At 74.6% G+C, this 13944-nt stretch carries 11 protein-coding genes; 7 read left to right on the top strand and 4 right to left on the bottom strand.

The genetic code is table 11. The features are described from left to right. Positions 1 to 413: 413 nt before the first annotated feature. Positions 414 to 4406, bottom strand: a complete 3993-nt coding sequence (locus tag ACE1OC_RS02130; protein ID WP_407835513.1) for a helix-turn-helix domain-containing protein — start codon at positions 4404 to 4406, stop codon at positions 414 to 416. 206 nt (positions 4407 to 4612) lie between these two features. Further along, positions 4613 to 4984 carry a hypothetical protein gene (locus ACE1OC_RS02125; protein WP_266901870.1) on the bottom strand — a complete coding sequence of 124 codons (372 nt, stop codon included), beginning with the start codon at positions 4982 to 4984 and terminating at the stop codon, positions 4613 to 4615. A 291-nt stretch (positions 4985 to 5275) separates the two neighbouring features. On the opposite strand from ACE1OC_RS02125, the gene ACE1OC_RS02120 reads away from it, so the two are divergent. Next, positions 5276 to 6442, top strand: coding sequence for an AI-2E family transporter (locus ACE1OC_RS02120; protein ID WP_407835512.1), 1167 nt, complete (start codon positions 5276 to 5278; stop codon positions 6440 to 6442). Between the two features lie 53 nt (positions 6443 to 6495). On the opposite strand, the gene ACE1OC_RS02115 is transcribed toward ACE1OC_RS02120, so the two are convergent. After that, positions 6496 to 7098 carry a helix-turn-helix domain-containing protein gene (locus tag ACE1OC_RS02115; RefSeq protein ID WP_407835511.1) on the bottom strand — a complete coding sequence of 201 codons (603 nt, stop codon included), beginning with the start codon at positions 7096 to 7098 and terminating at the stop codon, positions 6496 to 6498. Positions 7099 to 7259: 161 nt separating this feature from the next. On the opposite strand from ACE1OC_RS02115, the gene ACE1OC_RS02110 reads away from it, so the two are divergent. From ACE1OC_RS02110 to ACE1OC_RS02085, 6 genes are all read left to right on the top strand, one after another. Continuing rightward, positions 7260 to 8390, top strand: a complete 1131-nt coding sequence (locus ACE1OC_RS02110) for an aryl-sulfate sulfotransferase (protein ID WP_407835510.1) — start codon at positions 7260 to 7262, stop codon at positions 8388 to 8390. After that, on the top strand, positions 8387 to 9760 hold the full coding sequence (locus tag ACE1OC_RS02105) for a uracil-xanthine permease family protein (RefSeq protein ID WP_407835509.1): 1374 nt from the start codon (positions 8387 to 8389) through the stop codon (positions 9758 to 9760). The genes ACE1OC_RS02110 and ACE1OC_RS02105 overlap by 4 nt, the downstream gene beginning before the upstream one ends. A gap of 100 nt (positions 9761 to 9860) precedes the next feature. Next, positions 9861 to 10781: a hypothetical protein gene (locus ACE1OC_RS02100; RefSeq protein WP_407835508.1), complete on the top strand. Its 921-nt coding sequence runs from the start codon at positions 9861 to 9863 to the stop codon at positions 10779 to 10781. A gap of 136 nt (positions 10782 to 10917) precedes the next feature. Continuing rightward, positions 10918 to 12372, top strand: coding sequence for an MFS transporter (locus tag ACE1OC_RS02095; protein WP_407835507.1), 1455 nt, complete (start codon positions 10918 to 10920; stop codon positions 12370 to 12372). Then, positions 12369 to 12962, top strand: coding sequence for a TetR/AcrR family transcriptional regulator (locus tag ACE1OC_RS02090; protein WP_407835506.1), 594 nt, complete (start codon positions 12369 to 12371; stop codon positions 12960 to 12962). The genes ACE1OC_RS02095 and ACE1OC_RS02090 overlap by 4 nt, the downstream gene beginning before the upstream one ends. Continuing rightward, positions 12959 to 13210, top strand: a complete 252-nt coding sequence (locus ACE1OC_RS02085) for a hypothetical protein (RefSeq protein ID WP_383940951.1) — start codon at positions 12959 to 12961, stop codon at positions 13208 to 13210. The genes ACE1OC_RS02090 and ACE1OC_RS02085 overlap by 4 nt, the downstream gene beginning before the upstream one ends. An 81-nt stretch (positions 13211 to 13291) precedes the next feature. Here the strand turns inward: ACE1OC_RS02085 and ACE1OC_RS02080 are convergent, their stop codons facing one another. Continuing rightward, positions 13292 to 13912, bottom strand: coding sequence for an L-threonylcarbamoyladenylate synthase (locus ACE1OC_RS02080; RefSeq protein ID WP_407835505.1), 621 nt, complete (start codon positions 13910 to 13912; stop codon positions 13292 to 13294). Positions 13913 to 13944: the final 32 nt, after the last annotated feature.

The following is a 13944-nucleotide window of genomic DNA, read 5'->3' as shown; positions in this document are numbered from 1 at the left end:
TTTCACGCGGCGGGATGGGGCTGATGAAGCAGGGCCGTCCGAACGGCACTTGGCCGCCGGCTCCGGCTCCGGATCCGTGACTCAGCCTGTCGGCCCCGTCCGCGCCCCGTCGAGGTCCGGACGCGGCACCACCCGAACGGGCAACGGGAAACTCCGGAGGAAACCCCGGACGGGTTAGGGCGTCTCTTTCGGATCTCGCCAGGCGTCGCGGGCCCGGCAAGATCCGAAAGGGACGGCCTAGGGCCTGTCGTCAAAATCCCGCCGGCCGCCCGAAGGGCGGCCGCGCGGCGTCTGGTGCGTGCTCTCGGTGTGCCGGGCGGAAGCCTGCGTACTGGACGTACTCGGGATTTCGCCCGGTGCGGCGAGAGCGCGTGCCAGGCGTCGCGCGGCAGACGGGAGTTTGACGACAGGCCCTAGCAGGAGCGCGCCTCCCGCACGGGCAGGCCGGGCACCAGCGCCTGCCGCTCCCGCGGTCCGAGGCGGCCCACCGTCCGGCAGATGTCCGCCAGCCGGGCGCCGGGATCCGGGTTCCACAGGCGTACGGTGCCGTCGTTGCTGCTGCTCGCCAGGGTCCGCCCGTCGGGGGAGAAGACGACCCCCCACACCGCGTTGGTGTGGCCCGACAGTGCGGCCCGGAGCCGGTGTCCGGGCACGTCCCACAGGCGCACCGTACGGTCGTTGCCGCTGCTGGCCAGGGTCCGCCCGTCGGGGGAGAAGGCGATGCCCCGCGCCGAGCCGGTGTGCCCCGTCAGCACCGCGGTGACGCGCCGCTGGTCGGCGTCCCACAGCCGTACGGTGCCGTCGTTGCCGCTGCTCGCCAGCGTCCGCCCGTCCGGGCCGAACGCGACGGCCCGCACCGCTCCCGCGTGCCCGCTGAGCGCGGCGAGCGGGCGGCGCCCGGCCACGTCCCACAGCCGGACGGTCAGATCATCCCCGGCGCTGGCCAGGGTCCGCCCGTCGGGGCTGAAGACGACGTCGTTGGCGAAGTCGGTGTGCCCCGTGAGGATGGCGAGCGGACTGCGCGTGCCGGTGTCCCAGAGGCGTACGGTGCCGTCGGCGCCGGCCGAGGCGAGGGTGCGTCCGTCGGGGGCGAAGGCCACCGAGAACACGGTCCCGGTGTGCCCGGTGAGGGTGGCGAGCGGAGCGCGCGTGCCGGTGTCCCAGAGGCGTACGGTGCCGTCGGCGCCGGCCGAGGCGAGGGTGCGTCCGTCGGGGGCGAACGCCACCGAGAACACCGTCTCGGCGTGCCCCGAGAAAGTGGCCAGAATCCGCCGTTCCGGCACGTCCCACACCCGCACCGTGTGAGCCGCGTCGGCCGTGGCGAGGAGCTTCCCGTCGGGGCTGTACGCGGCGTGCCACACCTCGGTGAACGGGCGCGCCGTCAGCACCGGCCCCCGCAGGTCCCAGAGCACGACGGACTGGTCGAACGCGGCGGTGGCGAGCACCGATCCCGTCGGATCCACGGAGACGGCCAGCACGTAGTCGGTGTGCCCGGCCAGCGTCGCCGTGAGCCGGGCGCCCCGGACGTCCCACAGCCGGGTGGTGCCGTCGCCGCCCCCGCTGATGACGGTGGTGCCGTCCGGGGTGTAGGCCACGGAGTTGACGTCGTCGCTGTGCCCGGCCAGCGTCGCGGCCGCGCGCCGCCCGTCGACGTCCCACAGCCGCACCGTACGGTCGACCCCGCCGGTGGCGACCGTACGCCCGTCCGGTGCGAAGGCCGCGCCGAGCACCTCCCCGGTGTGCCCCTCCAGAACGGCGGCCGGCTCCGCCCGCCGCGTGTCCCACAGCCGTACGGTCCCGTCGGCGCCGGCCGATACGAGGCTCCGGCCGTCCGGGGCGTAGGCCAGGGTGTTGACCCGCGCGGTGTGCCCGGTCAGGACGGCCCGCTCGCGGTGGTCCCCGGCGGTGTCCCGCACCTGGATGGTCCCGTCGGCCGCCGCCACGGCCAGGGTGTGCCCGTCGGGGGCGAAGGCCACCGCCCGGGCCCCCGCCGTACTCGGGGGCAGCACCGACACGGAGCCACCGGAACCGCCGCTGGATCCGCCGCCCGAACCGAGGGGCCAGAGCCGGACCGGCCCGTCGGTGGAACCGGCCGCCAGGGTCCGCCCGTCGGGGCTGAAGGCGACGGTGCGCACCCGGCCGGGCGCGGTGAAGGCGGCGACCGTGCTCCGGTCGGCCACCCGCCGCAGCAGCACCTTCCCGTCGGAGCCGGCGGTCGCCAGGGTCCGGCCGTCGGGTGCGAAGGCCACCGCGTTGACCGGCCCGCCGTGCCCGCCGAGCCGGGCCAGGAAGGGCTGGGACTGGGTGCTGAGCAGGGCGCCGCGCGCCTCGGGCGTCGCCTCGGCCCGGTAGGCCGCCTCGGCGAGCAGCATGGAGGCCTCGGGCTGCCCGGCGGACAGGGACAGCGAACGGGCGGCCAGGGCCTGGGAACGGGCGGTCCGCTCCTGCCCGAGCGCCCCCGCGCGCTGCTGGTACGCCACCCCGCCGGCGGTCAGCGCCAGCAGGAGCAGGACGACGAGGGTGGCCAGCATCCGCTGGTGCAGGCGGACCCGGAGCCGGTCCTGACGGTGGCGGGCCTCCTCCGCGGCCCGGCTCGCATCGAGGAAGGCGGCCTCGCGGGGACCCAGCCGGCCGCGGCCGTCCAGTTCTTCGGCCCAGGTGCGGGCGGTGGCGAGGCGGCTGCCGCGATAGAGCACGGACGGGTCGCGGCCCTCGCGCACCCATTCGTCGGCGGCTTGGGCCAGTTGCTGGTGGACGAGCAGCCCGGCCCGGTCGGCGTGGATCCAGCCGCGCAGCCGGGGCCAGGCGTGCAGCAGGGCTTCGTGGGTGATCTCGACGGTGTCGCTGTCCGCGCTGATCAGCCGGGCTCGGACGAAGGCGTCCAGGGCGGCCGCGGCCCGCGCGGAGTCGGCCTGACCCTCCAGCAGGGCGGTGCGGCTCATGCGGCGCCGGGTCGGCCCCGTGCCGTCGGCGATGTGCACCAGCCGGACGAGGAGCCGCCTGACCATCCGCTGCTCGGCCGGGTACAGGCGGGCGAACACGTGCTCGGCGCTGCGCGCCACGGCGCCCTGGATGCCGCCGGCGTACGCGTACCCCGCGACGGTGAGCGTGGATCCCTCGCGCCGCTGCCAGGTGGCCATCAGCGCGTGGGACATCAGGGGCAGGGCGCTGGAAGGAGCCTCCCCCGGCCAGACGTCCGGGCCGCCGCCGGGGCGCGCCCCGGGGCCCTCGGCGCCGGGATCCCCCGCACCGGGGTCCCGTACGCCCGCGTCCCGCAACAGCAGCGGGACGAGTCCCGGCTCCAGTACGAGTCCGGCGAGCTCCGCCGGGCGCGTGATCGACTCCCGCAGCTCCGCCACGGACATCGGGGGCAGGGCGAACAGCCCGTCGCTGAACACGGCTGCCAGCTCCGGCAGGTCCAGGCACTCCCCGGAGAAGTCGGCCCGTACACCGAGCACGACGACGGCGGGGTCGTACGCGCCGCCGGGCGCCGCCGCCGGGGGAGCGGCGGCCAGGGCGAGGAGCACCCGTACGAAGGCGCGGCGCTCCTCCTCGTCGGAGCAGAGGGTGAACAGCTCTTCGAACTGGTCGACCAGCAACACCGGCCGCACGGTCGCCGGCCGGAGCCCGTCCGCCCCGGGGAGGGGGCCGGTCCCGCCCGCCAGCCGGTGGACGGATTCGAGCAGCCGTTCCGGGTGGGAGCTCACCTGATCCGGGGTGACGCCGAGGTCGCCCCCCACCGCCTTGACGGTGGCTTCGAGCAGCTCCCGCAGCGGGTGTGCGGTGGGGGTGAAACGGACGACCGGCCAGCCGTCGGCCCCCGCCACCGGGAGGCCGCCGCGCCGCAGGGCCGGTACCAGACCCGCGCTGAGCAGGGAGGACTTGCCCGCGCCCGAGCGGGCGACGAGGAGCAACGGGCCGTGCCCGAGCCGGTCGTGGACCCGCTCGAGGAGGGCGGCCGTGGCCCGCTCCCGGCCGAAGAACCACCGGGAATCCTGCGGGGTGAACGCGGACAGGCCGCGGTAGGGGCACGCGCCGTCCGACTGCGGACCGCGCTGGTGGGGCGGGCCGGGGGTGCCGGGAGGGTCCGAGGGGCCGGGCCGGTGGGCCTGCTCGGCGCGGGATCCGGCTGCCGGGCGCCCGGACTCCTCGTTCTCCGGGCGCTCCGGTACCAGCCGCAGGAGTTCGCCCCCGGCGTCGAGGACCCGGTCGCAGCTGCGGGCGACATCGAGGGTGACGGGCTTCGCACCGGTCTCGATCTTGCTGAGGTAGCCCTTGCTGTAGTGCGTCCGCCGGGCGAGGTCGCCGAGCGACAGGCCGCGCTGCACGCGCAACCTTCTCAACTGGGCGGGAAAGGCCGCCGCGGTTCCGCTCGCGCGGTCCGGATCCCCCAAGACGTCCCCCATGGCAATGTGCGCCCAGGCTGTGAGAGGCAGGTGCCCAGGCTATCGCGGGGGTCGGACGGCCGACCGGCCGTTCGTGCGGAGTGGCGGTGAACGGCGGCGTTCCGGAGCCCGGCCGGGTGCCGGGCTCCGGAACGTCCGTGCGCATGCCGAACGGATCGGCGGATTGATGGATTGACGGGCTGTTGGCCTGACGGCCCCGTTTGCCGCTAGCGGTTGAGGGTGATCGAGTTGATCGGCCCGAGGTCGGCGTAGACCCCGGTGCCCTGGGCGATGGGGTTGCCGCAGTTGACCCCGTTGGAGCCGGCGCACAGGCGTGCGGTGGCCCCGCCGTACTGGTTGTTGAGGACCCAGTGGTTGCCGTACTGGTTGGTGAGGTTGTGGGCCCCGTAGCTGTAGAAGACGTGGCTCGGGCTGACAGCGGGGTTCTGGTTCTGCGGGTAGATGCAGACCGCCCCGTCCGGGCAGCCGGCCCACGTGTCGGCCGGCTGCGCGCCGGACGCTCCGGCGGCTCCGCTCAGTGCGACGACGGCGGCCGCGGCGGTGGCGAACGCGGCGGCGCCGCGGATCATCTTGCGCATGGTGGGTGTCCCCTCGGTCTTGCTCCGTGCTGACACCAAGAGCCTGTCCCCGGCGGGCACCGGGGTCGACGGGTTTCCCGTCGCCCGTCGGCCGCCCGGTCCGGGAAACCCCCTGTGACCAGCGAACTCGCCCGAGCAGGGGCAACGCCCGGGCCCGCTCCTTCGGCTCATCGGCTCCTTCGGCCCAACGGTGATGAGGCCTTCGGGCGAACGCGCTGCGCGGCGCACGGGGCGGGCGCCGCCGGAGTGATAGCCCGAGGGGACCAACACACCCCGGAGGTGCGGCCGCACATGACCAGGCGACTCGTGACGCGGCCCGCCCGGCGGCTCCCGCCCGGCGGCCGCCCCCGCGGCGCGGACCGGACCGGCCGGGACCGTACCCCGGCCGCCGCGGCGTCCCCGTCCGCCGCACGGGCGGCGACCCCGGTGGCCCCGGGCCTGCGGACGGCGGCCGGGTACGCCTGGCGCCTGCTGGTCGTGGGCGCGGCGGCGTACGCGGTGTTCGCCGTCCTGGGACGGTTCCACGAGATCGCCCTGGCCCTCTTCCTCGGCCTGGTCGCGGCGGCCATGCTGCGCCCGCCCGCCGGGCTGCTGGCCCGGGTGATGCCCCGCGGGCTCGCCGTGGCCTGCGCGCTGATCGGCAGCCTGATCCTGGTGCTCGGCGCCCTCACGCTGGTCGGCGAGGCCGTCGCGGGGGAATGGCCGGCGCTGGTGCGCGAGTTCCGCGACGGGCTGGGCCGGATCCAGAGCTGGCTCCAGGGGCCGCCGTTCCGGCTCGACGCGCACGCCCTGAGCGATGCCCAGTCGAAGATCGGCGACTACCTCTCGAGCCACCGCTCCACCCTGCTGAGCACGGCGCTCAGCGGTGCGGGACGGGTCGTGGCGGTGTTCACCGTGGCAGCTCTCGGGCTGTTCTGCTCGGTCTTCTTCACCTACTCGGGCGACCGGCAGTGGAACTGGTTCTGCGCACAACTGCCCGAAGGCGCACGGGAGCGGGTGGCCCCGGCCGGACGGGCCGCGTGGCGGACCTTCACGGGCTACACCCACGGGATCGTGCTCGTGGCCGCGACCAACGCCGTCCTCGTGGGCATCGCGCTCTACCTCCTCGGCGTCCCGCTGGCCGTCCCGCTCGCCCTGCTGGAGTTCGTCGCCGCCTTCGTCCCGCTCATCGGATCCCCGGTGGCCCTCGGGGTGGCCGCCGTCGTCGCCCTCGCCACCCAGGGGCCGCTCGTGGCGGCCCTGGTGGTCGCGCTCATCGTGGTCATCGGCCAGATCGAAGGGCACCTGCTGCACCCCCTCGTGATGAGCTGGGCGGTGCGCCTGCACCCGATGGTGGTGGCCCTGTCCGTGGTCGCGGGAGCCATCGCCGCCGGGATCGTGGGGGCCGTGGTGGCGGTGCCCCTGGTCTCGGTGGCCTGGTCCGTCCACCAGGCCCTGCGCGAGGCCCGCACGGGCTGAGGTGGGACGCGCGCCACCGGCTACACGGCCTCGGGGTCGCTGCCGGTCCCGCTTCAGCCGAGGGGGTCCACGACGGCCTCGACGTGATCGGCGACGGCGACGAGCAGCACCCGCGTGCCCGCCTCCAGCGCCCGCCAGCGGTGCTCCACCCCGCCGGTGAGGTACAACGTGTCGCCGCGGCCCAGGCGGTGGGTCCGCCCGTCCACCTCCACCTCGGCGGCGCCGTCGGCGACGTACATCAACTCGTCGTTGCGGTGCCGGAACGGGCGCTCGGCGTCGTGGTCCCCGGTGAACTCCAGCGCGTGCATCTGGTGCTGGCCGCGTACGAGCGGACGGACCCGGGCCGTCGGATCCGGCCCGGCATCCACCCCGGATCCGAGCCCGGCATCGAGCCCGGGATCGGCGTCGGCCCGCACGATGTCCACGCGGCGCGGGGTCTCAGCGGCGGCCAGCAGCTGCACGGCCGTGGTGTCCAGGGCGTCGGCCACCCGCTGGAGCGAACGCATGCTGGGGCGGGCCCGGTCGTTCTCGATCTGGCTGAGGAAGGGCGAGGACAGACCGCTGCGCGCGGCCACCTCGGCGAGGGTGAGGTCCAGCGCCCTGCGCCGCCTGCGGATGCCCGCACCGATCCTCCGCTCGGACGTCTCGTCTTCCACCTGACCGCACACCCCGCTCGTCGTACCGCGCCTCTGACGATCATCTTCCCGCACCCGGCCGCGGGCTTCGCACGCCCTTCACAGTGCCGCAACAATGCACCGCTAACTTCAAAGGAGATTGCTCGCATCAAACAAAGTTTCACGCTCCGCAGGAGGACAGCATGCCCCCGGTCGACCAGAACTTCCGCCGCCGCCGCGGCACCGGTCTCATCGCCCTCGACCCCGAGGCCTCGGAAGGCGGGTACACCCTCTTCGCCCCGCTCACCGGCTCCGGCGAGGTGTACCTGATCGACATCCACGGCGAGGTGGTCCACGAGTGGCGGCTGCCCTACCGCCCCGGCCGCCACGCCCGGATCCTCGACAACGGCAACCTCGCCTACAGCGGCGTGCTCCCCGGCGAGGAGGCGCTCTTCCCGATGTGGCACAAGTACCGCGGCGGCGTGATGCTCGAAGCCACCCCGGACGGCACCGTCCTGCGCGAACACCGCGACCCGCTCCAGCACCACGACGCCCACCACCTCGGCGGCGGCCGCGTGCTCTACACCGCGCTCGAACCGCTGCGGGGGGCCGACGGGGCGGGCGTGCTCGGGGGAGTGCCCGGTTCGGAGGCGGCCGACGGCACGGTGTGGGCCGACACCATCACCGAGGTCGACGCCGACGGCTCCGTACGGTGGTCGTGGAGCGCGGCCGAACACCTCGACCGGGCCGAGTACGCCCTGCACCCGGACTACGCCCGCGAACACTGGCCGCTCATCAACAGCGTCGTACCGCTGGCCGACGGGAACGTCCTCGCCAGCCTGCGCAGCGTCTCCGCCGTGGTCGTCATCAGCCGGGAGACCGGCGAGATCCTCTGGCGCACCGAGCCCGGAGTCGTCTCGCAGCAGCACGCCCCCACCGAACTCGCCGACGGCAGGGTGCTGGTGTTCGACAACGGCGTCTTCCGGCCCGGATCGGACGTCCCCTACTCCCGGGTCATCGAGGTCGAGCGCTCCTCGGGCAAGGTCGTCTGGGAGTACCACGACCCCGCCCGCGAGGCCTTCTTCGCCCCGTTCATGGGCAGCGCCCAGCGCCTCGCCGGCGGCAACACCCTCGTCACCGACTCCCCGTCCGGCCGCCTCTTCGAGGTGACCCCCGAGGGCTACCTCTGCTGGGAGTACGTCGTCCCCCACTTCGGCGCCTACCAGGAGTCCGAGGTCCGCGGCCTGTTCCCGTCCGAACCCAACGCGGTCTTCCGCGCCTACCGGTACACCGCCGAAGAGCTGCCCTGGCTGAACAGAGAGGCAGCCCGATGAGCGCCGCCTCCACGAAGGCCGCGAAGGCCGCGGCCCCGGTCAGCCCGGTGGACGAGCGGCTGCCGCTGCGCCGGCTGGCCCCGCTGTCCGCACAGCACGTCCTGGCCATGGTGGCCGCGCCCGTCTCCACCACGTTCCTGACCGGCCAGGCCCTCGGCCTCAGTGCCGCGCACACCGCCTCCCTGCTCAGCGCCACCCTCGTGCTCTGCGGCGCCGGCACCCTGCTCCAGTCCCTCGGGGTGTGGCGGTTCGGGGCCCGGCTGCCGTTCGTCATGCTCCCCGGCGGGGCGGCCACCGCGCTCTTCCTCCAGATAGCGAAAGACCACGGCCCCGCGACCGCGACCGGCTCGGTGCTCCTGGCCGCGGCGCTGCTCTTCGCCGTACTGCCCTTCTACGCGAAGGTCGTCCGGCTCTTCCCGCCCCTGGTCATGGGCACCACCGTGCTGCTCATCGGGATCGCCATGATCCGGGTCGCCGCCCAGCTGGTCACCGGCCGCCCCGGGAGTCCCGGGTACGCCGCACCCTCGGCCGTCGTACTGGCCGGCGCCACCATCGGCTGCACCGTGCTGTTCCTCATGGTGCTGCGCGGGATCTGGCGGCAGACCGCCGTGCTCCTCGGCATGGGCGCGGGCACCCTCATCGCTCTCACGACCGGCCTCGGCCACCTCGCGCCCGTGGGCGGAGCCGGCGGGGGCCTGACCCTCCCGCACCTCCTCCCGTACGGCGCACCGCACTTCGACGTGCTCGCCGCGCTGCCCCTCCTCGTCTTCAGCCTGACCACCCTCGCGGAGATCACCGGGCAGACGGTCCTGAACAGCGAGACCGTGGGGCGCGCGAGCGACCCCGGACGCGACGTCCCCCGGGTGGCCCGGGCCGACGCGCTGATCTCGGTGTTCGGCGGACTGTTCGGCACCTCGCTGATGGTCACGAGCGCCGAGAACATCGGCATCGGACGGCTCACCGGGGTCCGCAGCCGCTTCGTGACCGCCGGCGCGGGAGTGCTGCTCGTCGCCGTCGGCCTGCTGGCACCCGTCTCCCGGCTGATCGCCGCGGTCCCCGCACCCGTCGTGGGCGGATCCGCCCTGGTGATCTACGGGATCATCGCGGTGATGGGCGTCGACATGCTCGGGCGGACCGCGCCCGGCGCCGGCGGGGGCTCCACCGTGATCGCGCTGGCCCTCACCGCCGGACTGCTGCCGGTGGTGGCCCCCGACCTCTACCAGGGGTTCCCCACCTGGGCCCGGACCGTCCTCGGCAGCGGGGTGGTGGCGGGCACGCTCGCCGCGGTCCTGCTCCACGCCCTCTTCCGCGCGTTCGGCAGCGGCGAGCCGCCGGTTCGGACCGGGCCCGAGGACCGACCCGCGGACTGACGGCGGCGCTCCGCCGGGCCGACGGCGGCGCCCCGCCGGGCCGACGGCTATCCTCGCGCGGCGAAGGCGGATACAACTGCTGTGCGAAGAGGGGAAGCCGATGCTGCGCGATGTGCGCGAGTGGTTCGACGGCGCGGCCGACGGGGAAATACGGGCACTCGAAGAGGTGCCCGGCATCGATCCGGAGCGGCTGCGGGAACTGTGGTGCGCCGAACCGGAGCTGATGCTCCGCCTCGACGGCCTGCACACGGCCGCGCAGCGGGCCTTCGAACGGCGGACGCGCGTCGCGGTCACCGAGGAGCTGCTCCGCGCCCTGCGCGCCGTGGCCCAGGGGGCGGACGTGGCCCGGCTGGAGACGGCCGTCGCGCTGGCCGGAACGCGGCTGGAGGCCGATACGGCCACGGCCGGTGCGCGCGGCCTGAACACCGGCTTGACCTGCGGGATCGTGATCAGTCCGGTGATCCTGCTCGTGGTCTTCGCGCTGGGGGAGTGGGTGCCGGGGCTCTTCGGCGCGGGCCTCGGCTGCCAGGAGCGGTTGGCCCTGGCGGGGGCGCTCGTCTGCTTCGCCGGCGGGGCGATGGGCGCGGTCTTCAGCGTGATCGTCCGGCTGCGCGATCCCCGGCAGCTGATCCGCGACAGTCGGGTCGGCGTCGGCGTCGGCGGCGTCGACGGTCCGGGCGGGGCCGGCCCGGCCGTGGATCCGGTCCAGCTGTCCCGCGCGCTGCGCCAGGAGGGCTGGTACCGGGTGGTGGTGGGATGGTTCCTGGCCACCGCCCTCTACCTCCTCGTCGCCGGTGGGATCCTCACCCTGCTCACCCCGCCGGGCTCCCCGGCCGAGCTGTGCGGGCCCGGCCCGCTCTCCGCCGACGGGCACGGGGCCCTGGTCGAGACCTGGTTCTTCTGGGGGGCGATCGGCTTCCTCGCGGGCCTCAACGAACGGTGGGCGCGCGGTCTGCTGCGCCACCCTTCGGCGCCCGGGGGCGAGGCGTCCGGTCCGGGGGACGGCGCCCGCCGCTCGTAGCCGAGCCCCTCGGCCGGGCCGGGTCGAGCGGCCGGAACCCGGTGGCCCCGGAGGGCGGACACGGGGGTGCACACGCGTTTACCCTGGGGGTGAACGCATGTGCACCCCTTCCATCGGGCCAGTGTTCGGGAGCCGTATGCCCACCAAGACGCACCCCCGCCCCCGCCCGATGGTCGCCGTCCTCGCGTTCTGCGGGGCGATCGTGGCCGTCATGCAGACCCTGGTCGTCCCCCTGCTGCCGCACGTCCCGGACCTCACGGGCAGCAGCCGCGCCGCCGCGGGCTGGCTCGTCACCGTCACCCTGCTCACCGGCGCCGTCTGCACCCCCGTACTCGGCCGGGTCGGCGACATGTACGGCAAGCGCCGCGTGCTCCTCGGCTCGCTCGGCGTCCTCACCGCCGGGTCCGTGCTGTGCGCGGTCACCTCCGACATCGCCGTCCTGATCACGGGCCGCGCCCTCCAGGGCACCGCGCTCGCCGTCATCCCGCTCGGCATCAGCATCATCCGCGACGAACTCCCCCCGGAACGCGTCCTGCCGTCCATCGCCCTCATGAGCTCCACCCTCGGGATCGGCGCCGCGATCGGCCTCCCGGCCGCGGCCCTCGTCGTCGAGAACTTCGACTGGCACACCATGTTCTGGGCCTCGGCCGCCCTCGGCCTGCTGGACGTCCTCCTCGTCCTGTGGACGGTCCCCGAGTCCCCGACGCGCACCTCGGGCCGGTTCGACGTACCGGGAACCCTCGGGCTCGCCACCACGCTCGTGGCCCTGCTCCTCGCGATCACCCAGGGCGCGGACTGGGGCTGGACCGCCCCGCCCACGCTCGCGCTGTTCGCCACCTCCCTGGCCGTCGGTGCCCTTTGGGGGCGCCACGAGCTGCGCACCGTCTCCCCGATGGTCGACCTCCGCGTTTCGGCGCGCCCCGCCGTCCTGCTCACCAACCTCGCGGCCCTGCTCGTCGGCTTCGCCTTCTACGCGAACTCCCTGGTCACCGCGCAGCTGGTGCAGGAACCGGTGAGCACCGGGTACGGGCTCGGCGCCTCCCTCGTGGTGAGCGGCCTGTGCCTGCTGCCCGGCGGCCTGGCCATGGTCGCGCTGTCCCCGGTATCGGCGCGGCTCTCCGCCGCCCAGGGCCCCCGGACCGCGCTGGCCCTCGGCGCGGCGGTCATGACCCTCGGCTATCTCGTCCGGTTCTTCACCAGCCGCGCCCTCTGGCTGATCGTGGCCGGCGCCACGGTGGTCGCCTGCGGTACCGCCCTCGCCTACTCGGCGCTGCCCGCGCTCGTCATGCGGGCCGTCCCCGTGACCGAGACGGGCGCCGCGAACGGCCTCAACACCCTGATGCGCTCCGTCGGCCAGGCCTGCTGCAGCGCCGTCGTCGCGGCCGTGCTCGCCCGGGTCACGTTCCTGGCGGACGGGCGCAGCGTCCCCACCCTGCACGCGTACCTGCTCGTCTTCCTGATCGCGGCCGGCGCCGCGCTCGCCGCGCTGGCGGCGGCCCTCTGCCTGCCGCCGGGCAGGCCGGCGGCGCCCGCGCAGGCCGGTACGGTCGGGGTGACGAAGTCCGCGCCCGCGGTCCGGGAGGGCCTATGAGCACCGCCGAGGAGTCGGGCCGCGACGCCATCGTGCGCGCCGCCCGCAGGGCCTTCACCCTGCGTCCGTACGCCGAAGTCACCCTGCGCGGCATCGCGGCCGACGCAGGCGTCAGCCCGTCGCTGATCGTGAAGAGGTTCGGCAGCAAGGAGGGGCTGTTCAACACGGTCGCCGACTTCCAGCCGGCCGCCGACGCCCTGTTCGCGGCGGAGCCGGCCGCACTGGGCCGCCACCTCGTCCTGACCATGGTCCGGTTGCGCGACGAGCTCCGCGGGGACCCGCTGCTGCGGGTGGTCTTCTCCCTGGGCATCGACGACGAACGCACCCTGCTGCGGGAGCGTTTCCGCGAACAGGTCACCGCGCGTCTCGCCGCCCTCCTCGCCGGGGCGGACCCGGAGCTGCGCGCCGAGCTGATCGCGGGCCAGTTGCTCGGTCTGGGGGCGACGCTGAGTCTGCACCGGCCCGATGGCGCGGGGACCCGTACCCGGCCCGGGCGACTGGCGGACCTGTACGCGCCCGGACTCCAGGGGCTCATCGACGGCGGCGCCGGGCGGCATGATCCGCGGGAGCCGGTTAGCGTCGGGGGATGAGTACCGAACCGCAGACCTTCGAGATCCTGCTGGTGCCCGAGCACGTGGTGGAGGGGTCGGCCGACGACGCCGTCCGCTCGGCCGTGGTCGCACCGACCGGCCAGAACGGCGCCTCCGGCTACCCCCGCTACTCGGGTGACGGGATGGTGGCGGACATCGACCCGGTCACCCGGACGGTGGAAGCCCTCCTCGTGGACGGCTCCGAGCTCGACTACGGCCTCAAGCCCGTCCTGCACCCGCGCACCTGACGCGCCGTCCGGGCGGCGGGAAGGACCGGCCTTCCCGCCCCGTTCGCGGCTCCCCCCGCTCCCCGCTCGATGGGGTCTCCGCTACTCGAAGCGGGCGGTGTCCCCGGCGCCCCGCCGGACGATCTCGGCCTCGCCGCTGGAGAAGTCGATGACCGTCGTCGGCTGCGTCCCGCAGTCGCCGGAGTCGACCACCATGTCCACGACGTGGTCGAGCCGGTCCTTGATCTCCCAGCCCTGCGTCATCGGCTCCGCCTCGTCGGGCAGGAGCAGCGTGCTCGACAGCAGCGGTTCGCCGAGCTCGGCCAGCAGCGCCTGGACCACGGCGTGGTCGGGGATGCGCACGCCCACCGTCTTCTTCTTCGGGTGCTGCAGCTGGCGCGGCACTTCCTTCGTCGCCGGAAGGATGAAGGTGTAGCTGCCGGGGGTGGACGCCTTGATCGCGCGGAAGACGTCGTTGTCGATGATGACGAACTGGCCGAGCTGCGCGAAGTTCTCGCACACCAGGGTGAAGTGGTGGCGGTCGTCGAGCTGCCGGATGGACCGGATCCGGTCCACACCCTCACGGTTGCCCAGCTGGGCGCCCAGCGCGTAGCAGGAGTCCGTCGGGTAGGCGACGAGTCCTCCGGCGCGGATGCCGTCGGCGATGCTGCCGATCGCGCGGGGCTGGGGGTTGTCGGGGTGTACGTCGAAGTACTTTGCCATCCGACGAGCCTACGGGATCCGGTGGTTCCGGC

Origin of the sequence: Streptomyces stoeckheimensis (genome assembly GCF_045822005.1) — a bacterium.
Classification (GTDB): Bacteria; Actinomycetota; Actinomycetes; order Streptomycetales; family Streptomycetaceae; genus Streptomyces; species Streptomyces stoeckheimensis.
Note: the sequence above shows the minus strand (reverse complement) of the source record. Positions and strands in the feature narration are given on the sequence as shown.